This window comes from Bradyrhizobium sp. USDA 4504 (assembly GCF_054063995.1).
Map to the genome: position 1 here is coordinate 4,425,192 of NZ_JBSSGV010000001.1, position 21,301 is coordinate 4,446,492.

Consider the following 21,301-nt stretch of genomic DNA (forward strand, 5'->3'; position numbering starts at 1 on the left):
TGCTCCTCGCGTCGCAGGAATTGACGGACGATTATGGGATCGGCCGTCAGGCAGCTGAAGCGGACAGATGTCCGTCGGCCCACCCTTGGAGAGGAGCATGACGCCACCGGCGCAAGCCAGCGACCTTGCTCAGCGGCAAGGTCTCGGTGCACGTTGAGGCAAACAGCAGCTGCTAGCCGCGTGCGCCACCGACAATCTGAACATATCCGCAGGACAGGAGCGCAAAGGCCACGCGCTTTTAGGTCCCGAAACACGACTGGTCGATACCAGACATCCTTCGCTAAAACGAAGTAGCAGGGCCCCGCGATGCTTGACTGCACCGGGGCCCGTTCGTTTGCCCGCGATCTCCCCTTCGTCACGCCGCATTGCGCCACCGCACGGGATCGGGAACAATTGTCGCGACGAGATGGGGAATGATGATGGAAAAGCCGCGGGTCCGAATCTACACCGACTACAAGTCTCCCTATGCCTATGTCGCCAACAAGCGGCTGTTCGAACTCGAGGAGACATACAGCGTCGAGCTGGAATGGCTGCCCTACACGCTGCGCATTCCCGAATTCATGGGCACGGTCGAGGAGCGTACACCGCACTTCTGGCGCAAGGTGCGCTACGCCTACATGGATGCGCGCCGGTTCGCCAACGCGCAGGGACTGACCATGAAGGGCCCGCGCCGGATCTACGACGCCTTCTACGCCAGCGCCGGGATGCTGTTCGCGCAGCGTCACGGGCTGTTCCGGCCTTATCACGATACGGTGTTCCGGAGGTTCTGGAATCACGAGCTGGAGATCGACGAGCTACCCGAGATTGCCGGCGTGATCACCGCGGTCGGTGGCTCCGCCGACGCCTTCGAGGCCTATGTTCGCGGCCCTGCCCGCGCCGAACATGATCGCATCATCGACGAGGCCGAAGCGCTCGGCGTGTTCGGCGTTCCCAGCATGGTGTTCAACGGCGAATTGTTCTGGGGCGGCGACCGCATCGACATGCTGATCGAGCGGATCAAGCAGCCGGAGACGATCGCGATCGCGCTTGGCAGCCGGCACCGGACGTAGGCGCCGACCGTTTCGAATCGGCCTATCGTCGCTGATCGATCAGCCTCCGTTCAGGATCGCCCAGCACGCGGTGCGTTCCAGCACGGGTTTCAACGCCGCGCGATCGCCGGCATCGAGCGCAGTAAACTTCTGGCGCAGCTGCTGCAGGCATTTGACCTGATATTTGAACGGCGCCAGCGCGTAGGGCAGTCCCCAGACGTTGATCTCGAGCCGTTCGAGGCCCTTGGCGAAGGCATCCGCGTTGGCCGCAAGGAACGGCAGATAAAGTTCGCCGGCGATCCGCAGCAGCGCCTCGGCGAACCCGCCAAGCGCCTGCTCACGAGGATACCAGTTACCCTCGACACCTGATGCATCGTCGAGCCGCCGCACCCAATGATCGGTGAACGGCGCGCGCTCGCGCATGATCCGCATCGGGGTCGGGTCGGTCGCCATCTCGCTGAGCTGGCCGAACCAGGCAAAATCCGCCAGCGACGGCCGGCTGCCGAACAGATAGCTGCTCATGCCGACATGCGGCTCGAACGCGGCAAGCGTACGCCGGTAGCTCTCCTCCAGCAGCGGCCTGTTCTCATCCGTCGCGCCGAGAATGACCATGCGCGAAATCTGCCGCTGCCGGAACTCTTCGATCTCCTCGCGGCTGCCGGCCTCGGCCTCCGATGTTGACCACTCCTCGCCGGCCCAGCGCGAGACATAGGCCTGGTCTTCCGGATCCCACCAACGATAGAGAAACAACGGCTTCACCGCCCATTCGTCGGCGAGGTCCTCGAGCAGATCGCTGATGAAAGCGATGGCCTTGTCTTCGGGGATCACCGACCGTCCCTGATGCCGCGCTTCCAGATCATAGGCCAGCGTCGTGGTCTCGCCGCGGTAGCTGCCGTCGGGATATTGCAGCACCGGGATCAGCATCGGCTTCAGATGCGCGGTTGCCTCGCGCAAAGCCTTGGTCATGATCACCCAGTCGTGCGGGATCCGGCGGTAGCGCATCAGCGCGCGCAGCTTGATCGCATAGGGCGACGCAGTCGAGCCGATCAGGCGATAGCGTCCCTCCGTCATGACGATTGCTCCAAAAACGCCGGATTGCCGTACGGATAGAACTGCGCGAGATCGACGTTCTTGTACGGCAGCTTGTCGAGACGCGTGGTACCGAGGAACGGCTCATCGGGTTCGACCAGGAGGATCGTCTTGGCAAATCCATTGTCGTCGAAGCCGCGCCGGAAATGGACCCGCGACTTGATCGCCATCACGTCAAAGGCGCCGATGTCGGGCACCAGCGCCTTCAGCGAAAACGGCTCCATGACCTGCACCAGATAGGTGGACAGGATCAGCACATTGTTGCGGCCGAAGCGCACGCAGACCCAGAATTGGCCGTAGCCCTCGCCCGTCGCCGAAACCGTGCCCTGCATCCGAACCGGATCGCCTGCCGACTCGTCGGCGCGACCACCGATCTCCATGTCGAAGGTATCGCCGGCCTTGGCGCCCGCGGCCTTCAGGCTTGCGGTCGCCCTGGCGTCGGCAATGGTCGCGATCACGGTGTTGGCGAGGTCCTGCGCGATGATCTCACGCAGCAGCCAGGTCGCCGACCCCGACCGGTCGCTGTGATCGGCCAGCACCACCGGTGTGTTGCCAGCGGCGACGGCCTGCTTGGCCAGCGCAATACCCTCGGTGATGCTGTACAGCCTGGTCGATTGCAGCAAGGGTTCGCGCAGCCGCCAGATCGTGCCGGCGAGATCGCGCGCGACCTGCTCGGCGAGCTTTGGATTGTCGTTGGTCAGAACCTGCACGGTCATGCCGACATCGGGAACGTCGGCGAACGGGAAGCCGAAGAAGATGTTGACATAGACGTCGACCTCGCGCGCCTCCCAGACCAGCGCGCGCTGCACGAGGTCCATCCAGGGCCGCGCCCCGGTCCATTGCAGCACCGTGGGCGAGATCACGGGAACCTTGATCGTCCTGTGCGCCGGCTTGTAATCGCCTCGGATCGCCCGCACCAGCATTCGCGCCGCGCGTTCGCCCTGCAGATGCGCGTCATAATGCGGGAAATATTTGACCGCGAATGCCATGTCCGCCTGCTCGAGGAACGCCTCATCCTCGTTGCCGTGGGGATCGAACGTCGCCGCGATGAAGGCGGAGCGGCCGACCACTTCGCGCACCTGCCGCGCCAGATCGGCTTCGGGACGCGGCACGCCGCGCACGGCCATCGCGCCATGCAAGCACAGATAGACGCCGTCGAACGGTCCCTCCTCCTTCAATCCGGCGATCATCTTGCCGGTGAAGGTGCGATAAGCTTCCTCGGTAATCCAGCCGGATCCGGTGTAAGTCTTCGGCCACAGCGGGGATTCGATGCCGACCAGTTCGACCTCGGAGAACTCGCGCGCCACCTGCACGAAGCCGCCCATGCAGTTCTTGGGATCGAACTGCAGCAGCGCCTCGCCTTTGGCCGGCGAGCCCGGATAGATGAAGTCGTCGAGCGTGGTCTCGTTCGGCAGGAACGAGACGGTTTCGTGGGAGAAATGCAGGACGGCGATGCGTATCTTGCGATCGCTCATTTTGGTGCACCTCGGCTGTGTTCCGCATTGTGGCATTGAAGGCGCGGCGCGCCAATCCGCATTCGGTTTTTGCCCGCCAGACCTGCAAATACGCAGACGCAGCGCAGCTTGCCGCCGCGCGGATTCTGCTATGGTCCGCGGCAATGATCGGGCCGCGGCCCGCAGATACCTCAAGGAGAGAACGCCATGAATCCCCCCGTCAGTTCGCCCGCGATCAAGGTCGTCAAATCGGTTCGCGAGCAGGTGAGCGCCGAGGAGTGGCAGGCCCGCGTCGATCTTGCCGCCTGTTACCGGCTGACGGCGATGTACGGCATGACCGAGATGATCGCGAACCACATCTCCTGCCGGGTGCCCGGCACCACCGACCAGTTCCTGATCAATGCCTACGGCATGCTGTATGAGGAGATCGACGCCTCCAGCCTGATCAAGGTCGACGTCGAAGGCAACACGCTGCTCAACACAACCGACTATGACGTCAATGTCGCGGGCTTCGTCATTCACAGCGCCATCCACATGGCCAAGCACGACATGGATTGCGTCGCGCACACCCATACCCCGGCCGGCATGGCGGTCTCGGCGATGGAATGCGGCCTGCTGCCGCTGGCGCAGACCTCGATGCGCTTCCTGCACATCGCCTATCACGACTTCGAGGGCATCGCCGACAATGTCGACGAGCGCGAACGCCTTGTCCGCGACCTCGGTGACAACGAGGCGATGATCCTGCGCAACCATGGCCTCCTGGTCGTCGGCCGCACCGTGCCCGCCGCCTTCAACGTGCTGTTCCGCCTCGAGCGCGCCTGCCAGACCCAGGTGATGGCGCTGTCCTGCAACACCAAGCTGATCTATCCGCCGCAAAATATCCTCGAAGACACTTATGAGCGGATGCTGCCGAAGCCCGGCCGCGCCGCCCGCAACGGCGAACTCGCCTGGCCCGCTCTGCTGCGCAAGCTCGACCGGGCGGATCCATCGTATCGGGATTGAAAGCGAAAGCCGGCGCAGGCTTTCTCCATTCGTCGTCCCGGCGAAGGCCGGGACCCATAACCACAGGGTAGCGTTGTTGAAAAACAGGCCGTGGCCCCAGCGTCGCGCAACAATTCGCATTCGTGGTAATGGGTCCGGCCTTCGCCGGGACAACGCTGAAATTGTTGCACGATCTGTGAGTCACAAATCCGCGTTCTCGCGGCGTGTTTCGCCCGAGCTTTGCTCTTCGTTCCGCCCTCCCTGTTGAAGAGAGCGTAGGGAAAGTTGGGAGCCGATCGCACCCATGGGCCCCGAGCAATGGGTAGACTTGACGTGCCCCTCAAGCGGGTGAAGAAGCGCCGAGTGATCCAGCAGCCGCTGTCCGACCTGGCGGTCGAGATTGCCCGCGAGGCGCTCAGGGCATCGAACAAGCAATACGTCTTGGCCTGCCCGCTCGGCGATCAGCACGATCTACGCGGACGGCGGCGACCTTGGCCGGCGATCTTGGCTTTGATGATGCGTGGATCGCACGTTGCCTCGATCATTCCTCGAGCAAGAAGGCCGAGGTCGCCGTGCCCACCGTCACCGGCAAGGTCTACAATCATTCGACGCGAATGAAGGAAAATCGACGGCGTCGCGGCCGAGTTGCGACGGATCATTGGCAGCCTCGCAAAGCAACCTGAGACCAATCTACGTCTCGTCGCCTGAATTACGTGCGGAATACCAGACGGGCGTCTTGGGAGCCCGCACGTGTGGGACCCTTTCTTTGTAAAGCGGTGCGAAGCCATTTGGCTTACGCAAGGCCCCCGGCAGATGAGATGTCCATCTGGATCGACACGGGAGAACACCGCCGGCCCCTCGAATGAGGAAACGCAAGAACCGAGGGGAGTGACTTTATGCGTCCCGAAGGGAACCATCTTCCTGCCAGGGCGTCAATTTGGAACTCGCTCAACGCTGCGGCGGGAGGTGGCCCCTTGGACACTATCGATATCTTAATCGTCGATGACGAGCATTTGGTCCACAGCTTCATTAGCGGTCCTCTTAGCGAGGCGGGCTTTGCGCCATTTGGCGTTTCGTCCGGCGATGAGGCGTTGAGTTTGTTGCGAGACAGTGGAGATAAGTACCGAGCCCTCGTCACCGATGTAAATCTCGGCGCGAATACGATGGATGGCTGGCAGCTTGCTCGCCGTGTCCGAGAAATGCATCCCGATTTTCCGATCGTTTACATGACCGGCGCCAGCGCCGAGCAATGGACTGCGAACGGCGTGCCCAACAGCATCCTTTTGACGAAGCCATTTGCGCCCGCCCAATTGGTGACTGCCGTCTCTCAACTGTTGAATGTTGGCACGTCTCCGCTCTGTCCAAAGGACTTGCCATAGCCGCGCCACCGGGTTTGCGACACAGATGGCGACATTCTAGGCTGCGTCATGTTTCGCCCGAGCCCATTTGCGGCTTAGTGCACCGTCTGCCGTCGATGCCGCGACACGTGCTCGATCAGTTCCGCGTTCAAACAATTTAGGATGCGCTCCAACTGCTCGTTGACCAGCAAGAGAGCCCTCAGAGCGCTGCGCACATCGCCGTCGCAGGCGGCAACGATCTCGTCTAGCTCCCGATCATATTCGTCCAGATAGTCGTTGGTCGTTGGGTGCGGCATACGAACAACATCCAAACAGAAAATACCGTCTCAGGATCGACGAGCACGCCGCTTGTCCTTGATATTCACAGGCGAGCGCCAAAGACCCGGTTGCATTTCGGCGAACGGCGATCTGCTCTGGACCCATACTTTCAACGGTTTTGGGAGATTACATGGTCGAGGTGTATTTCAATGTCAGACATGATCTGCTCGTCGTGAGAAAGGGTTTTCCGGTGCCGGCTGTCAGCGCTCAAGGTAAGTGGCGCAAGAGCAGAAGGAGGGTCGTCAGGGTCAGCGAGGAGATCAGACAGGCGGTCCAGAGCCACGGCTACTACATGCGTAAACTGCGCGATCTCAAGAAGAACTAGCACCGATCGGCACACAAAAGCCCGGCCGCCAATTAAGACGGCCGGGCGAAATGCAAATATGAACTCGATGAACACTGGGTATATGCTGCGGTGCGGGGCGAACTTCCATTCCGGATGAATACGGTGGCTCCGGTTTACCGGCATGTCGTCCGGGTTTTTACCGATAGACTGCATCGCGCGCAGCGCCTCCAATGGCTGCATTCTTTTATTAGTATTTGCGGTCGCGCCGTTCCGTCGGACGATCTCCTGCCAGTAGACCATGCGCTTCCGCTTCATTGGGAGCATGCGATGATCGACCAAAGGACTGCGCCTTACGCTGCGTTCATTTTGCGGATTACGATTGCCGGGCTGTTCCTGGCGGCGCTCTACGGCAAGTTCATCTTGAAGCCGATCAGTCTTTGGTGGAACGGCCTATTGAAAGCCGGATATCCAGAATGGGTGCTCACATACACGTTGAGCGCGGAATTCGCGGCGAGCATCCTGTTGCTGCTCGGCGTCTATACCCGCTGGGTGAGCTTGTACACGCTGCCGATGATGCTCGGTGCCACGCACTTCTGGATGGTCCGTAAGAACTTCTGGTTCGTCGAAGGCGGATGGGAAATGCCCTTTGTCTGGGCGGTGATGCTACTCGCCCAAGCACTGCTCGGCGATGGCGCCTTCGCATTGAAGGTGCCGGCGCTGCCTTGGGAGCGACGATTGCAAAAGGTGCCTGCATGAACTTGAGCGACGTCATGTGAGGATCGACGAGCCGAGGAGCGGCCCTAGCTCAGGTAGCTAGGGCCGCCGGTAAGCCCAAGGCGCAGTACACCCCTGCGCTCGTCCTCACTAGAGCGGAACCCCTAAGGTTGCATAGAGCCCGGGACTGCTAAATCCCAAAGGAGTGCCTCATCTGTCTCACCATCATCATGGTGGCGTCGGTGTATCGGCCGTGGGTGAGATACTGGTCTACCTGCGATGCACCTAGCAGCGCGAGGGCTGCAATCGCAAAACCTTTGATCATCGTGGGCCCCATAGGGAGACCGCCAACCGGGCTGGTCAGGTTGAGCATTCCGGAATGCGTTGTCGCTCGTCGCGACCTAACCGCAATGACCTAGACTGACACCAATTGGTAGAAAACCGTTAATCGGCAACGCCAGTCTGGGTTGCCGGCAGTGATATCGCGCGAGAGGCTTGATACTGCCGATCCCGTTAAGGTTTTCGGTGCGCGAGCGGGCCGGCTTTCAGGGCATTCGACGGGCGGCCTCTCTTTTCTATATGAACAGGGCAATAGCCACGATTGCGATGGGGCTTAGCCCGAGCGCCACGATGAGCGCGCTAAAAGGAAGGTCACTGCAACAACCCCTGCGTTTGGAGTTTTGGAACTCTACGCCCGGATGCTAGGGATCGCCGGTGCAATTTGTGCCACGGCAAAGCACCCTGGGGTGGTAAATAGCTGGTTCTCGGAGCATATTAGCCTTTATGAGACCGTGGCTAAAAATGGCGCTGATAGTTCTCGGCTTGTGCGCAGGCTGGATGGTCATCGGTTTATTGACCGTAGACGATGACGACGAATTCCACCAAGTCATCACGGCGTACAAAGCGCGCTAACTGGGACTGGCACTCGGTTCACCCACGGAGATCCCCGGACCGGCAGAACTACGACGCGAACACGGCAACCAAACTCCTATGTGCTCTGCGGTTTGGAAGCGTTGATCGTCCGTTCCACCTCATCAGCGAGCGCCCGATGATGGGCGGCTAGCTTGGCAAACAAGTCTTTCTTAGTCTCGTTGGTCGCGAGCTTGCTGATGAGTTCGCACTCCTCGGCCTCGACCCGAAGCTTCTCCAAGTGCGCCTTCATGTCCTTCATTTGAGGTTCCCCGATGCCGGGAACCATTTGAAGAGGGCGCTAGCGGACGTCAATACCCTGCGCTAATCGAGATATGAAACTCTGTTCACCCCGGAGAGCATCGGCAGTCCAAACGGGTAAGAGCAGATGGTGTCCAATGGAAATTGATGGGGCCAGAACATCTGATGGCGCCTCGTCAAACGAGTTCGTGGCCTAATCGGCAACGGGACCTAAGCTAAGGTACTTTGAGCCGTGCCCTCGAAAGGCGGTACGCGGGACGCCGGGCCTTTCGCGTATTTGGTCCCGTCTTTTCGCGATTTTGCTGCGCCGGGTTATCGTTGCGACTTCCGTAGGATAGCGCGATGAGCGATTTGGAACTGGTATGGCGATCATGGCGGGCGCTTTCGCGGCTTGACCGGCGGCGATCTATCGAGATGCTTCGGTCGCATTGCGCCGAGGAGCGCGCAACGGTGCTGCGCCGGAATGGCAGCGCCGTCTATGGCGTCAAGGCGGCCTACTATTTGCTCGCGGCGAAAAGATCCCATTTCCCGGGCAGCCCCTTTAATTCGTATGAGCCTCGCTCGGAGAACTTCAGATCGGTGCCTGCTACGAGGTCGGTGACCACCCGCGAGACAAATACCTCATTGCTTCCCGACTGCGACATCACCCGCGCGGCTGCGTGGACGGCAATGCCACCGATGTCGTTGCCTCTGATTTCGACCTCGCCGCAATGAAGACCTGCGCGTACGGGCAGGCCAATACTCTTGCTCTCTTCACTGAGCGCCAAGGCGCATCGCACAGCCCGCCCCGGACCGTCAAAGGTCGCCAGAACGCCATCGCCTGTGCTCTTCACCAAAGTGCCGCGATGCTTGCTGACAATCCGGCCGGAAAGATCGTCGTGATTGTCCAAGAGGTCGCGCCAACGGTGATCGCCGAGTTGCAAAGCGAGATTGGTCGATCCAACGATATCAGTAAAGAGAACGGTAGCGAGTATGCGCTCCAGATCAATTCCCTCGCTGGCGCGTTGTCCAGTGATGAATTCTTCGATGTCTCCGGTAAGGCGCTCAATGTCTCCCGTCCAGAACGCGTGATCGCCCGACGGATATTCAATGTATTTCGCTCCCGGGATACCGGCGGCGAGCTGGCGGCCTAACGTTACAGGCACCTGCGCGTCGGTTGTTCGGTGCAGCACTAGGGTTGGCGTGCGGACGACTGGGAGGATGGGGTTGATGTCTATCCGTCGGTTCGAAAGTATGTAGGATTTCAGTGCGCCAGGACTGCTGCCCAACTTTTCGAATTTTGCGATGCGAGCGAGTATCTCCGGATTGCCAGCATCACTCGCGAAAACTCGCTTGAGGAAGTCCCCGTTTCCCCAACTCTTTACGACGTAACCTAACCGTTCCTGAACCTCGGATGGCGTGAGGTTGGGCGGGAGCAGGTCTGATATCCGCGCCAGCCCTCCGAATAAGACCAAGTGGGAAACGCGCTCTGGGTAGGTCGTCGCGAATAGAACGCTCATCGACGCGCCTTCAGAGAAGCCAACTAGCGCAGCACGCTTGGAGTTGATTGCGTCCATGATCGTGCGGACATCGTCGATACGTTCCTCAAGAGACGGTACGTCGGCCAACCGATCTGATAGTCCTTGACCTCTCTTGTCGAACGTGACGACCCTTGAAAACTTCGCCAAGCGACGAAGAAAGCGCGTATAGCCCGGGAGTTCGTGCTGAAAATCGATGTGGGATATAATGCCCGGAACTAGGATAATGTCGGTGGGCCCGTCGCCCATGACTTGATAGGCGATGTTGAAGTCGCCGCTCTGCGCATACTGCGTCTCGGGCAACGCTACTTCCGTCATCGCGGCCCCCACCGTTTGTTCGCGTTTCCAACTATCTTCCAGATCAGGCCGGACATCAACGGACGTCATCCACCGTAAATGCCCGGTATTTGCCCGTCACACGATGGGCCGAAGCTATGGTCTGGCACCGGCGGACCTGAAGGTGAACGGTCTAAGGGCCTATTGGGACCCGCCGCGCCGCCGTGTCGATGTCCTCATGGGAGATGATCTGCAGCCGCTTGCACACCATCGAGGCGAACGCCTTCGACGTGTGCATCAGCTCGACCGCGAACTCCATCGCCTCGCGCTCCATGCCCCGGCGAACGCATTTCTGCATCGCTGAGACGCAGGCCATCGACGGAAGGCCGTTCCGGGTCGCGGGGATCATCGGCGCGCTCCCTTGACCGGGACGACGATGGTTTCACCCGCCACCCGGGCGGCGGCGATCTGGCGGGCCGCTTCGAGGGTGTAGGCGTGGACGGTGAACAGCGGCTTCCGGCGCTGGCCGGGTGCCGTCCGAAAGACGGCGAAGGGTTTCGGATTTGCTTGCACGCGCTTGCTCCTGTTGGAAGCCCGGGCGAACCCCGAGCTTCCACTTTCAGCCAGCTATCGCGAGCGATGTAAAACATTGTTTTCATTGAATAATCAGCTTTCTGGCACTTTTTTCGCTGCTGTCGCGCGCGCGCGGGTCCGCCCGCTCTTGACCGGCCGGTTGTGCCCGCTGCGCGATTGGCTGCTAAACGTAGCGGCTTGCCGACCGGCTGACCTCTGAGCGATCTTTCGTCGATCATGGGCACCAAATCTCGCGAGAGCATCTATGGCGCGTCCGTCCGCGCGGCGGCTGAGCAGGCGGCGGAAGCGCGCAAGCGAGCAGACCGGCTGGCCTGCGAGGCTTGGAACGCGCGCATGCTCGGCTTCAAGGGACCGGCCCAGCCGTCGCCGACGCTGGGCGACGCGCTCAACGCCGGGTACGGCTATCTCGAAGTGCGCTGCCTCGGCTGCAACACCAACCAGACCGTTGCGCTCGACATCGTGCGACGCCCGAAGTCGACGCCGGTTCATGAGCTGGAGCGCTACATGCGCTGCAAGGAATGCTCCCGGGTCCAGGGGCGACCGTTCAAGCGCAGCCATCTGATCGCGCTGCGAGCTACCAAGATCACGGCGAATGACCCGCCATCGACGTGGTTGCCGGGCGAACGCTGAGGACTACCATTCGACGGGAGGAGATGATGGTACAGTCTGCTGATACCAATCCGCTTGTGGGCACTTGGAAACTCATTTCATTTCAGGTCGAGACCGAAGGTAGTAACGAGTTACAGCCATGGTGGGATGAGCATCCTGTGGGGTTTGTTACTTTTACCGAACAAGGGCGATTGCTGGCCTTGTTGACAGCTGGTGATCGGATCGCTTCAGCAACAGCCGATCAACTCATCGGTAGTATGTGTGCCTACTCAGGCCGATACCGCGTCGAAGGTAACCGTCTCAGCACAATTGTGGACAGCGCATGGCTTCCGGCTTGGATTGGCACAGACCAGCTTCGGACCTTGAAGCGAGACGGTGATACTTTGTCGCTCATGACGGACTTCCAAGAGCGTCCGAAGTTTCCCGGACGGCGCACTCGCGGCGTATTGATGTGGCGAAAGGAATGATCCCGGATCGCAGTCGATGTGCAACCTCTACAGCATCACGACCAACCAAGAGGCGATCATTCGCCTCTTTCGCGTCGTCAACCGCTACGTCGGCAACCTCCCGCCGATGCCCGGCGTGTTTCCCGACTATCCCGCGCCGGTGATCCGCAACACCGACACGGGCACCGAGATGGTGACGATGCGCTGGGGCATGCCGCCACCGCCACGTACGGGTGGGCCGCCGGTCACCAACATCCGCAACACGTCGTCGCCGCACTGGCGCGGCTGGCTCAAGCCGGAGAGCCGGTGCCTCGTCCCGGCCAACGGCTTCGCGGAGTACGCGCCAGAGGTGCGCTCCAGCGCCGCGGCGAAGCCGTTGAGGGGGACGTTAAAGACGACGGCCTGCCCGTTGCTGATGCTCTGTGCGGCAACGGTGAGCATTTTGGCCTTGCTGGTGGTGTCGGTCACGGCCGTGGGAAAGGATACCGGCAGCAAGCAGCCTTGCGCCGTGCAGGTGGAGAAGCGCGTCTGTTCGAGATCCTTGCCGTCAAGCTTGAGGACGGCCCCGGCGTCGAACTTCAGCCCGAACGGCATCAAGATGTTGCCTTCGGCCTTTCCGTCCCTGGGAATCAGTTCGATGGCGAAGATTTGCTGATTGGTTTCCTTGGCGAACTGTGTCTGCCCGAGGGTACACAGCTTGGCCCCGCCGTCGAGCTGGCATTTGACGATCCAGTCTCCGTAGGTCTCGCTGATCGCGGAAAGCGCCCTTGGGAAGCTGGACGGCGCGGACCACGCCGTCCATCGCGGACGTCCGGCTCCGTGTGTCGATCGGCATGGAGACGGTGCTCCCACTGGCATCCGACACATCGGGAGTTCGGGCGGCTTGCGCCGAACCGACGCCGACCATGACGACGAGAGCAACAATCGCCCGAAGACGCCTGTCTGCTGCGCTGACCGTCACCATTGCATTCACTCCGCCTCGTTACGTCCCGAAACCGACTTGCCTCTTCGTCGGCGTATTCGTGGGTATAATTCCCACGTGAACGAGATAGGTCTACGTGGAGAGCCGCTGATATGCAAGAGCTGATCGCCGCCGGTGTGATTGTCGCGATTGTTGCGTTCTGCGGCGGGTATTTCTGGGCAATTGCACGTGAAGCCAGGACCGCGAACAAGGCCGCGAACAAGCAACAACGCAAATGCTAGTCCGGCGCCTCGACCTTGCTCCCGTGATTTGCCCGCGGGATGCGTTTTCAACTAAGCTCGCCGGATGGACATGCTCGTCAAGCTCTACGCCCTGCCCGATTCCCGGCCCGCCTACGATCGATTGCTCAAGGTCGGAATTGTCATGCGCCGCGCGCTCGCCCCGGAAAAGCACAAGGTCGTGGCCTGGGTGCGGGAGACATTCAGCGAGGCGTGGGCCAGCGAAGCCGAGGTCGCGTTCAGCCGCCAACCCGTCTCCTGCTTCATCGCGATCCAGCAAAAGAAGATCCTCGGATTCGCCTGCCACGACGCAGCCTGTCGCAACTTCTTCGGTCCGACCGGGGTCGCGCCGAAGGCGCAGCAGGGCGGAATCGGCAAGGCGCTGCTGTTTGCCTGCCTCGAGGACATGAAGCACCAGGGTTTCGGCTACGCCATCATCGGCGGCGTCGGGCCGGCGGAATTCTATGCGAAAGCTGTCGGCGCGGTGGCCATCGAAGGCTCCGCGCCGGGGATCTATCGAGGATTGCTGTAGCTGCGCCGCAAGTCCATTTCCGTCTTGTCGCGCTACGAGACAGGCTGACAATGTCTGCGTTCACGGAGATCGGGTAACCCAAGGATGGCTGGCGGGTTGAAGATCACGACCGGCATCATCGCCGCGGTGCTGGTGATTGCGGCGGTGGCTCAGGCGCGCAGCGTGCTCGCCTCGCTTGCGGCCGCCCTGTTCATCATCGCGATCGTCTGGCCCGTTCAGCAACGGCTGCAGTCGTGGCTGCCGAAACTCCTCGCGCTCGCCATTACTGTCGTTGTTACGGTTGCCACCTGCATCGCGTTTGCCTCGCTGGCAGCATGGGGGTTCGGCCGCGTCGGGCGCTCCTTGATCGCGGATGCGGCGCGGTATCAGGCCTTCTACGATGCCGCGGTGATCTGGCTCGACGGCCATGGCGTCTCGTTCGCCGGCGTCTGGGCGGAGCATTTCAATGTCGGCTGGCTGCTGCGCACCACGCAATACGTCACGGGGCGCGTCAACACCACGTTGAGTTTCTGGCTCATCGCGCTGGTCTATGTCGTGCTGGGACTTCTCGAGGTCGAAGACGCTGGTCGACGAATCCAGCGGCTGGAGAATCGCACAGCTGCGCGCGTCCTGCTCAAGGGCAGCAAAGCGACGGCCGCCAAGTTTCGCAAATATATGCTGGTGCGGACGCAGATGAGCGCGGTCACGGGTCTCTTGGTCGGCCTGTTCGCCGCCGTGACCGGGCTGCCATTCGCATTCGAATGGGGCGTGATCGCCTTTGTCCTCAACTACGTTCCCTTCGTCGGTCCTTTCATCGCGACGCTGTTCCCCACGCTGCTGGCCATGACGCAGTTCGAGAGCTGGCCCGCGGTGTTCGGCGTGTTCGCCTGCCTCAACGTCATCCAGTTCGTGGTAGGCAGCTATATCGAACCGCGGGTGGCCGGCTCGACGTTGTCGATCTCGCCGTTTCTGGTGCTGTTTGCGATCTTCTTCTGGAGCTCGCTTTGGGGCTTGTTTGGGACCTTCATCGGCGTGCCGATCACGCTCGCTATTCTGACCTTCTGTGCCGAGAGTCCGTCGGCCGCATGGATAGCCGATCTGTGTGGCGGATTGCACCATGACAAGCCGGAAGCGTCCTAGCTTGCGGCAATCTCAACCCGCTCGGGCTCGACGAGGCAGAGCTTCCGATCCGGGCCGACCATCATTTTGTGGATATAGAAATAGCTGGCTGCATCGTCGGCCCCCATCACCGGCGACGGGGCCGAGACGATCCTCGACGCACCACATGTACCGATCCAGTCGATATGCCTGTGACCGTGCATCACCACCGAGCGATCGGAAAACCTTTGTAACCTGCGTACAAACCAGCTGCCGTTGATCAAGGCTGTCCCAATGCGCTCGGCAAATGTCTTCACCGGCATGGGATATTCCATCACGTGATGATGTAGCGCGATGGTCCAGCATGCCGTCGGAAAATGACGGATCGCAGCCTCCAACCGCCGCGTTTGCGCTTCCGAAACCAAACCGAGCGCGTTGGTGAAGGAGAAGTGGGTTTCGGCGTTGGAGTTGAGAATGGCGATCCCGAGGCCGCCGTCCTGGTCCGGCGGCAGGATCATCGGGAATTGATCATCGAACAGGCCACGGAGCGCCGCTGCGCGGCGCACGCCCCCGTGCTGCGCAAATTGTGTTATCCGATCATGATAAGGGGCAAGCGCCTGGTTCAGCGTGGCCGACGGTTTGCCGGAACCGTCGATGACGCGCGCGCGATCGCCCTGGACCGCCGCGATCGCCGACAGGGTACGCATCTGCCGTAGCCGCTTGCCTGGGCTGAACGGCAGGTCGAGGCGCGCAGGATTGGCACGATCCACGACGTTAACGTCATGATTGCCCGGAAGCATGATGATGCGTGCTGCAAGCTCGGGATGACCTGCCAACGCATCGAGAAATTCCGCCCATTCGCCGGGCCGGCCGGCGTCCGTCATATCGCCGCTGATCAGCACGTGGTCGAGCGGATCAATGGTGTGAATTTCGGCAAGGCGAGCCAACACGCGATTGAAGTGCTCGTTTCCCTGCGGACCGGCGGTTCCGCTTTCGATGCGGAAGCCGTACCGCTCACCGACCACGTGAAGATCGGACAGATGCGCAACGCGCCAGCAGCGGCCTCCGGACGGCGTCGCGTCGAATCCGGCCAGGTCGGCCGGTTGTTCCATACTGGCGTCGGCCACGCTCCAGGCCAGTGATGCGACCGCAAGATAGCAGGACACCAGCACTACGGCGTTCGCGAACGTCGGCAACACCAGATGATGGATCAGAACAAGGTCATTGACGGTCGCAGTCCATTGCGAGGCAGGCCAGGCCAGGGCCGCGATCAATGACGCCCCCGCGGAGAGCAGTATGCCGGCGCCGACCGAGCAACCGCGGCGCAGCCTCGTGCGAGAAGCAGGAGTTGCGCCGGTGCGCCAAAGCAGCTCCGCCAGATGGCCCAGCGCCTCGCGCGTGAAGGCATAACTCGGTTGGACCGCGAGCGCGTTCAGCGACCAGAAGCTTGTTTCCGCGATTTGAAGCAGCGGTCGTCCGCCGAGCCATCCCAAGGCCGCGATCACAATCAGCATCAGCACGGCGCCCACTTCGGACAGGGCAAGAGCGTGTTGCGAAAGGCTCGAAATCCAGGCGGATGCGACCAGTGGCGCAAGGCCGAGCAGTACGCCCGGAAGCAGAAGCGAGACCGTCCAGGCGAACAACAGTTTCGCCGGGCTTATCTCAACCAGAAGGCTACCCACGATCGCGAACAACGAACGCTGTTCCGGGCTGGCGGCATTGTCCTCAAAGTCGCCGAGGCGGGGATCAAGCAGCACGCCGACGTCCTCCGTTGCACGGCGCATTCTGTCACAAACCGCTTCAGACCAATATACGCGTCAGGCTTAGCGCAGCTTCCCGAAGAACTCGCGCACCTCGCCGATGAACAGCTCGGGTTGCTCGAATGCCGAGAAATGTCCGCCTTTCGGCATCTCGCTCCAGTGCTGGATGTTGGTGAAGTTTGTCTCCATCCATTTGCGGACCGGCGTGACGATCTCCTTGGGGAACACGGCAACGCCGGTCGGCACGCTCACCTTGTGCGGGGTTCGCTTGCCCGGCCCAAAACTTTCCCAATAGAGCCGCGCCGACGACGCAGCCGTCGCGGTGACCCAGTACAGCATGACGTTGTCGAGCAGTTCGTCGCGGCTGAGGATGTTTTCCGGATGGCCGTCGCAATCGGTCCAGGCCCAGAATTTTTCCAGGATCCAGGCCGCCTGCCCGCAGGGCGAATCCGTCAGGCCATAGCCGAGCGTCTGCGGCCGCGTGGACTGCTGCTTGGAATAGCCGGAATCCCAGTCGGCATAATATTTGATGCCGTTGAGCGCCCTCGTCTCCTCCGGCGTCGGCTGCCCCTCGACATTGGGCCGGGTCGACATCGCAAGCGTGATGTGGATGCCGGCGCAATGTGCAGCATCCTGCCCGCCGATCGCGGTCGTGACCGCGGAGCCCCAGTCGCCGCCTTGCGCGAAATAGCTGGCGTAGCCGAGCCGCTGCATCAGGACGGCCCAGGCCGTCGCGATCCGGTCGACGCCCCAGCCCGTCGCTATAGGCTTGGCCGAGAAGCCGAAGCCCGGCAATGACGGGCACACCACGTGGAAGGCATCGGCGGCGCGGCCGCCATGCGCGGTCGGATCGGTCAGCGGCTCGATCACCTTGTGGAATTCGACCACCGATCCCGGCCAGCCATGGGTGATGATCAAGGGCCGCGCCTCCGGATGCTTCGAGCGGACATGGATGAAGTGGATGTCGAGCCCGTCGATTTCGGTGGTGAACTGGCTGAAGCGGTTGAGCCGCGCCTCGCGCTGCCGCCAGTCATAGGTCTCGGCCCAATAGTGGCAGACGTCCTTGATCCATTGCAGCGGCGCGCCCTGGCTCCAGTCGTCGACCAGTTCGGCTTCCGGCCAGCGGGTCCGGCGCAGCCGACTACGCAGATCCTCGAGGACATCGTCGCTGACGGCGATGCGGAACGGGCTGATGGCGGTCATGGCGTCTCCACGGGGATGCTGAACTTTCGGGGAAGATAGGCTCGCGCGGGTCGCCGATCAAACCCCGCGCCGCAAACCTCGCCTGCACGAACCCTGCACGACTAGCCGCGAAATCTGACGACAAGAACCACCATCGGCACTGCGATCTTGCTAAGACATCGGCCACAATAGATCGACATCATGCGCAGGCGATCGAAGCGCTGATGTCGCAGAGGACGGAGCTTGTTGTGGCAATCTATCTGATTGGCATCCATGACAGACAAGATGCCGTGCTGAAGTTGGGATTGCCGCTGGTCAATAGCTCGCCGAGCTATTTGCCGATCGCCGCCTCGAGCAGCGCCTGGGCCTGCCTGGTGGCCGCGGCGAAGGCCGGCTGTTGCGGCGCGCGCTCGGTGAAGCAGCGCTTGAACGCATCCTCGCCCTGCTGGCGCAGGTCACCGAGCTTGTCATAGGCCTGCCTGGTGATCTGCTTGCGCTCGAGCCTCTCGGCCGCCGCATCGGCCTTCTTGTTGTAGTCGGTGCGGACCGCGGTGCAGGCCGGCACTTGCACCGCCGGCTCGATCTCGCCATAGGCGACATACATCTTGCCGCCGGCGAGCGCCGCCACGAACACCTCGTCGGCCTTGTCGGGGAACGAATCCTGGGTGCGGCCGGCCAGGAAGCCGTAAGCCACGGTGACGGACGCCGGCTTGGCGATCGGCAGGTCGTCGAAATTGACCACCGCGGCATCGGTCGAGATCGCCTGGGTGTAGAGGCCCTCGAACTTCAGGGCGGCATCGACCTGCTGCGGCACGTTCTTGCTGCCCTTGTCCCACCAGGTCTTGTGTTCGTGCAGCCAGCGCGTGAACAGAGGCTCGGTGGTGACAATGATATGGGCTTTCGGCTCGACGAAGCTGCCGTCGGCGCGTTTTTCTCCGATCTTTGCCCCATCCCTGCCGGTGTCGGCATCGAAGCGCAGGCCGTCCAGCATGCCGAACCCCATATCGCCTTTATATAGAGTGTCGAGGTTGAGCTGGGCCGAAGCAAAGCCCGGCCGGGCGGGCTGGGACAGGATGGCCGTCAGCTCTGCCCCTTCAGCTCGTCGCGCGCGGCCACCTCGGCCTTGTCGACGGCCTCATTGATCTTGTTGTCGTTCGACAGCTTGGCGAATTTGGCGATCGCGGCGTCACGCGCGGCGATATAGCGGTCTTCCGGTGACGCGGCGCGGGCCGGCGAAAGCAGCAGGATCGGCGAAAGGACGAGGGCAAAGCGGAAAATAAAATGCATGCCCCGTGGTCGTCCGCAGGGCATGCAAGGTTCAAGGTCACGGGTACTACCAGCATATCCCTCGCCGGCAGACCCTCTGCCGGCGCAGGATCTCGTCAAGGCGAGCCGGTCAGGCCGCCTTTGTCACGGTGCCGTCGTCAGGCCGCCTTGGACTTCGCCACGTGGGTGGCGATCGCATCCATCAGCGGCGGCGACAAGCAGTCATAGGGCTCGAGCCCAAGCTCCTTGAGCCGCGACCTGATCCCGGCCATATCGGCCGGCTTGACGCCGGACTCGATCACCGACGACACGAAGGCGGCAAATCCGGGCGCTGCCGAGCCGGGCTCCTGGAACAGCTCGGGATGGATGAAGTCGAGGCCATAGAACGGATGGCCCTTGTTCTCGATCCGGCCGTACATGTGGGTGCCGCATCCGGTGCAGGCATGGCGCTGGATCACCGCCGCGGCATCGACGATCTTCAGCTTGTCGCCGTTCTCCAACACGGTGACGTTCTCGCGCGGCACCACCGCGACCACCGAGAAGGTGGCGCCCGAAGGCTTCCAGCACTTGGTGCAGCCGCAGGCATGGTTGTGGGCGACGTCGCCCTTGATGCCGACCTTGACCGGCTTGTCCGCGCATTTGCAGACCAGCGTGCCGCCGGCAAAACTGCCGGAGCCTTGCTTGACGCCATTGTCGACCGACGGGTGGATATGAACAGTCATTGACCTATCCTCCTAGTGCTTGGTGTTTTGATTTCAGAATACGACGACCGAACGGATCGATTTTCCCTCGTGCATCAGGTCGAAGCCCTTGTTGATCTCGTCGAGTTTCAGCACGTGGGTGATCATCGGATCGATCTGGATCTTTCCGCCCATGTACCAGTCGACGATCTTCGGCACGTCGGTGCGGCCGCGCGCGCCGCCGAAGGCCGTGCCCTTCCAGACGCGTCCGGTGACGAGCTGGAACGGCCGGGTCGCGATCTCCTTGCCGGACTCCGCGACACCGATCACCACCGAGACGCCCCAGCCGCGATGGCAGGCTTCCAGCGCCTGCCGCATCACGTTGGTGTTGCCGGTGCAGTCGAAGGTGTAGTCGGCACCGCCATCGGTCAGGCCCACCAGGTGCTGGACGATGTCGCCGGAAACCTTGGTCGGGTTGACGAAATGCGTCATGCCGAACTGCTTGCCCCAAGCCTCCTTGGAGTCATTGATGTCGACGCCGATGATCTTGTCGGCGCCGACCATCTTGGCGCCCTGGATCACGTTGAGGCCGATGCCGCCGAGGCCGAACACGACCACGTTGGAGCCCGGCGTCACCTTGGCGGTGTTGACGACCGCGCCGACACCGGTGGTGACGCCGCAGCCGATGTAGCAGCTCTTGTCGAACGGCGCGTCCTCGCGAATCTTGGCCACCGCGATCTCGGGCAGCACGGTGAAGTTCGAGAAGGTCGAGCAGCCCATATAGTGGAAGACCGTCTTGCCCTTGTAGCTGAAGCGCGAGGTGCCGTCGGGCATCACGCCCTTGCCCTGGGTGGCGCGGATCGCGGTGCAGAGATTGGTCTTCTGGCTCAGGCAGCTTTTGCACTGCCGGCATTCCGGCGTGTAGAGCGGGATCACATGATCGCCCGGCTTGACCGACGTCACGCCGGCGCCGACCTCGCGAACGATGCCCGCACCTTCGTGCCCGAGGATCGAGGGAAAGATGCCCTCGCTGTCGAAGCCGTCGAGCGTGTAGGCATCGGTGTGACAGATGCCCGTCGCCTTGATCTCGACCAGGACCTCGCCGGCCTTGGGACCCTCCAGATCGAGCTCGACGATCTCAAGCGGCTTCTTTGCTTCAAATGCGACTGCGGCGCGGGTCTTCATCTTGGTCTCCACAAAACGTCAAACAGGTTTCTCGTTCGCACCGGACGGGCTCACTTCTTGTCGTTGTGCCCCATGCAGGCGTCTTCCGCCTTTCCATAGGCTTCCGACTTGTCTTCGTGCTTGGCCGGCCGAACACGCCCAACCGCGTCATTGGCGCGGGCGCGCAGGTAGACATAGAGGTCGTCCATGTAGCAGGCAACGTTGGGGTTATCGCCGAACGCCGGCATCACGTTCTCCTGCGCCGTGGAAACGTTCTTGCGTCCGCTCGCGACCACGCCCATGAAATCCGCGTAGCTCATGGTCTTCAGCGAATTCGACAGCGCCGGCGCATAGGTCGATCCCATGCCGTCGGGGCCATGGCAGACATGGCACTCCGAATGATAGCGGCGATAGCCGGAGTAGGTGTACCAGTCCGTCGTGCCGTCGGCCGTAACCTTGAACGTCGGGTTTCCATCCTTGTCGAGATATTTGCCGTCCTCGGACTTGACGGCGGTCGGGTCGCCAGCGTCCTCGGCGGAGGCAACTCCACCCATTGCCACGACAAAGATCGCAGCACTCACAAACCAGATCTTACGCAAA

General features: G+C 61.7%; 25 protein-coding genes and 2 pseudogenes. 11 read left to right on the forward strand and 16 right to left on the reverse strand.

Going from position 1 to position 21,301, the window contains the following annotated elements; translation table 11 throughout:
* Positions 1-419: 419 nt before the first annotated feature.
* On the forward strand, positions 420-1,049 hold the full coding sequence (locus ACVMB1_RS20810) for a 2-hydroxychromene-2-carboxylate isomerase (protein ID WP_253626142.1): 630 nt from the start codon (positions 420-422) through the stop codon (positions 1,047-1,049).
* A 39-nt stretch (positions 1,050-1,088) separates the two neighbouring features.
* Here ACVMB1_RS20810 and ACVMB1_RS20815 read toward each other — a convergent pair whose 3' ends face one another.
* Together ACVMB1_RS20815 and ACVMB1_RS20820 are read right to left on the reverse strand one after the other, a co-directional pair.
* Positions 1,089-2,099, reverse strand: a complete 1,011-nt coding sequence (locus tag ACVMB1_RS20815; protein ID WP_253625949.1) for a glutathione S-transferase N-terminal domain-containing protein — start codon at positions 2,097-2,099, stop codon at positions 1,089-1,091.
* Positions 2,096-3,592 (reverse strand): M81 family metallopeptidase, encoded by a 1,497-nt coding sequence (locus ACVMB1_RS20820; protein ID WP_456849176.1) that lies wholly within the window; start codon positions 3,590-3,592, stop codon positions 2,096-2,098. The genes ACVMB1_RS20815 and ACVMB1_RS20820 overlap by 4 nt, the downstream gene beginning before the upstream one ends.
* Before the next feature lie 186 nt (positions 3,593-3,778).
* On the opposite strand from ACVMB1_RS20820, the gene ACVMB1_RS20825 reads away from it, so the two are divergent.
* The 3 genes from ACVMB1_RS20825 (at position 3,779) to ACVMB1_RS20835 (ending at position 5,931) form a co-directional block, all read left to right on the forward strand.
* Positions 3,779-4,573 carry a class II aldolase/adducin family protein gene (locus tag ACVMB1_RS20825; RefSeq protein WP_168856052.1) on the forward strand — a complete coding sequence of 265 codons (795 nt, stop codon included), beginning with the start codon at positions 3,779-3,781 and terminating at the stop codon, positions 4,571-4,573.
* A gap of 470 nt (positions 4,574-5,043) precedes the next feature.
* Positions 5,044-5,235: a hypothetical protein gene (locus ACVMB1_RS20830; RefSeq protein ID WP_016847329.1), complete on the forward strand. Its 192-nt coding sequence runs from the start codon at positions 5,044-5,046 to the stop codon at positions 5,233-5,235.
* 291 nt (positions 5,236-5,526) lie between these two features.
* Positions 5,527-5,931, forward strand: a complete 405-nt coding sequence (locus tag ACVMB1_RS20835; RefSeq protein ID WP_076834133.1) for a response regulator — start codon at positions 5,527-5,529, stop codon at positions 5,929-5,931.
* A 74-nt stretch (positions 5,932-6,005) separates the two neighbouring features.
* Here ACVMB1_RS20835 and ACVMB1_RS20840 read toward each other — a convergent pair whose 3' ends face one another.
* Together ACVMB1_RS20840 and ACVMB1_RS20845 are read right to left on the reverse strand one after the other, a co-directional pair.
* Positions 6,006-6,206, reverse strand: coding sequence for a hypothetical protein (locus ACVMB1_RS20840; RefSeq protein ID WP_016847327.1), 201 nt, complete (start codon positions 6,204-6,206; stop codon positions 6,006-6,008).
* Between the two features lie 131 nt (positions 6,207-6,337).
* Positions 6,338-6,814 (reverse strand): hypothetical protein, encoded by a 477-nt coding sequence (locus tag ACVMB1_RS20845; protein ID WP_456849179.1) that lies wholly within the window; start codon positions 6,812-6,814, stop codon positions 6,338-6,340.
* Positions 6,815-6,841: 27 nt separating this feature from the next.
* On the opposite strand from ACVMB1_RS20845, the gene ACVMB1_RS20850 reads away from it, so the two are divergent.
* On the forward strand, positions 6,842-7,270 hold the full coding sequence (locus ACVMB1_RS20850) for a DoxX family protein (RefSeq protein ID WP_141339808.1): 429 nt from the start codon (positions 6,842-6,844) through the stop codon (positions 7,268-7,270).
* 946 nt (positions 7,271-8,216) lie between these two features.
* Here ACVMB1_RS20850 and ACVMB1_RS20855 read toward each other — a convergent pair.
* The 4 genes from ACVMB1_RS20855 to ACVMB1_RS20870 form a co-directional block, all read right to left on the reverse strand.
* A complete protein-coding gene (locus ACVMB1_RS20855) occupies positions 8,217-8,399 on the reverse strand; it encodes a hypothetical protein (protein WP_018272863.1) in 183 nt (60 codons plus the stop codon).
* Between the two features lie 496 nt (positions 8,400-8,895).
* Complete coding sequence (locus tag ACVMB1_RS20860) at positions 8,896-10,302, reverse strand: adenylate/guanylate cyclase domain-containing protein (RefSeq protein ID WP_253625946.1); 1,407 nt, start codon at positions 10,300-10,302, stop codon at positions 8,896-8,898.
* Between the two features lie 82 nt (positions 10,303-10,384).
* Complete coding sequence (locus ACVMB1_RS20865) at positions 10,385-10,600, reverse strand: hypothetical protein (RefSeq protein ID WP_253625945.1); 216 nt, start codon at positions 10,598-10,600, stop codon at positions 10,385-10,387.
* The gene (locus tag ACVMB1_RS20870; RefSeq protein ID WP_253625944.1) at positions 10,597-10,764 is read right to left on the reverse strand and encodes a hypothetical protein; all 168 of its coding nucleotides are present in this window, start codon (positions 10,762-10,764) and stop codon (positions 10,597-10,599) included. Before ACVMB1_RS20870 ends, ACVMB1_RS20865 begins: the two co-directional genes overlap by 4 nt.
* 237 nt (positions 10,765-11,001) lie before the next feature.
* Between ACVMB1_RS20870 and ACVMB1_RS20875 the strand changes: the two genes are divergently transcribed.
* From ACVMB1_RS20875 to ACVMB1_RS20885, 3 genes and pseudogenes are all read left to right on the forward strand, one after another.
* Positions 11,002-11,415 carry a hypothetical protein gene (locus ACVMB1_RS20875; RefSeq protein WP_253625943.1) on the forward strand — a complete coding sequence of 138 codons (414 nt, stop codon included), beginning with the start codon at positions 11,002-11,004 and terminating at the stop codon, positions 11,413-11,415.
* A 26-nt stretch (positions 11,416-11,441) separates the two neighbouring features.
* On the forward strand, positions 11,442-11,861 hold the full coding sequence (locus ACVMB1_RS20880; RefSeq protein WP_456781995.1) for a lipocalin-like domain-containing protein: 420 nt from the start codon (positions 11,442-11,444) through the stop codon (positions 11,859-11,861).
* A gap of 16 nt (positions 11,862-11,877) precedes the next feature.
* Positions 11,878-12,189: pseudogene (locus ACVMB1_RS20885) on the forward strand (SOS response-associated peptidase family protein); the annotation flags it as partial.
* 62 nt (positions 12,190-12,251) lie between these two features.
* Here the strand turns inward: ACVMB1_RS20885 and ACVMB1_RS20890 are convergent.
* Positions 12,252-12,707, reverse strand: a pseudogene (locus ACVMB1_RS20890) (invasion associated locus B family protein); the annotation flags it as partial.
* A 207-nt stretch (positions 12,708-12,914) separates the two neighbouring features.
* Here ACVMB1_RS20890 and ACVMB1_RS20895 point away from each other — a divergent pair.
* From ACVMB1_RS20895 to ACVMB1_RS20905, 3 genes are all read left to right on the forward strand, one after another.
* Positions 12,915-13,043: a hypothetical protein gene (locus tag ACVMB1_RS20895; RefSeq protein ID WP_256521342.1), complete on the forward strand. Its 129-nt coding sequence runs from the start codon at positions 12,915-12,917 to the stop codon at positions 13,041-13,043.
* Between the two features lie 64 nt (positions 13,044-13,107).
* Positions 13,108-13,572, forward strand: a complete 465-nt coding sequence (locus ACVMB1_RS20900) for a GNAT family N-acetyltransferase (protein ID WP_253625941.1) — start codon at positions 13,108-13,110, stop codon at positions 13,570-13,572.
* 84 nt (positions 13,573-13,656) lie between these two features.
* A complete protein-coding gene (locus tag ACVMB1_RS20905) occupies positions 13,657-14,691 on the forward strand; it encodes an AI-2E family transporter (RefSeq protein WP_456849182.1) in 1,035 nt (344 codons plus the stop codon).
* On the opposite strand, the gene ACVMB1_RS20910 is transcribed toward ACVMB1_RS20905, so the two are convergent.
* From ACVMB1_RS20910 to ACVMB1_RS20940, 7 genes are all read right to left on the reverse strand, one after another.
* Positions 14,688-16,406 carry a metallophosphoesterase family protein gene (locus ACVMB1_RS20910; RefSeq protein WP_456849184.1) on the reverse strand — a complete coding sequence of 573 codons (1,719 nt, stop codon included), beginning with the start codon at positions 16,404-16,406 and terminating at the stop codon, positions 14,688-14,690. The genes ACVMB1_RS20905 and ACVMB1_RS20910 overlap by 4 nt on opposite strands.
* A 66-nt stretch (positions 16,407-16,472) precedes the next feature.
* Entirely contained in the window at positions 16,473-17,612 is a 1,140-nt protein-coding gene (locus tag ACVMB1_RS20915; RefSeq protein ID WP_456849186.1) for an epoxide hydrolase family protein, read from the reverse strand.
* 310 nt (positions 17,613-17,922) lie between these two features.
* Positions 17,923-18,582, reverse strand: coding sequence for a hypothetical protein (locus tag ACVMB1_RS20920; RefSeq protein ID WP_456849188.1), 660 nt, complete (start codon positions 18,580-18,582; stop codon positions 17,923-17,925).
* 89 nt (positions 18,583-18,671) lie between these two features.
* Entirely contained in the window at positions 18,672-18,878 is a 207-nt protein-coding gene (locus ACVMB1_RS20925) for a hypothetical protein (RefSeq protein WP_253625936.1), read from the reverse strand.
* Between the two features lie 137 nt (positions 18,879-19,015).
* Positions 19,016-19,579, reverse strand: a complete 564-nt coding sequence (gene gfa / locus ACVMB1_RS20930) for an S-(hydroxymethyl)glutathione synthase (protein WP_456849191.1) — start codon at positions 19,577-19,579, stop codon at positions 19,016-19,018.
* Between the two features lie 33 nt (positions 19,580-19,612).
* Positions 19,613-20,722, reverse strand: coding sequence for an S-(hydroxymethyl)glutathione dehydrogenase/class III alcohol dehydrogenase (locus ACVMB1_RS20935; RefSeq protein ID WP_026193090.1), 1,110 nt, complete (start codon positions 20,720-20,722; stop codon positions 19,613-19,615).
* A 50-nt stretch (positions 20,723-20,772) separates the two neighbouring features.
* On the reverse strand, positions 20,773-21,255 hold the full coding sequence (locus tag ACVMB1_RS20940; RefSeq protein ID WP_076834145.1) for a c-type cytochrome, methanol metabolism-related: 483 nt from the start codon (positions 21,253-21,255) through the stop codon (positions 20,773-20,775).
* Positions 21,256-21,301: the final 46 nt, after the last annotated feature.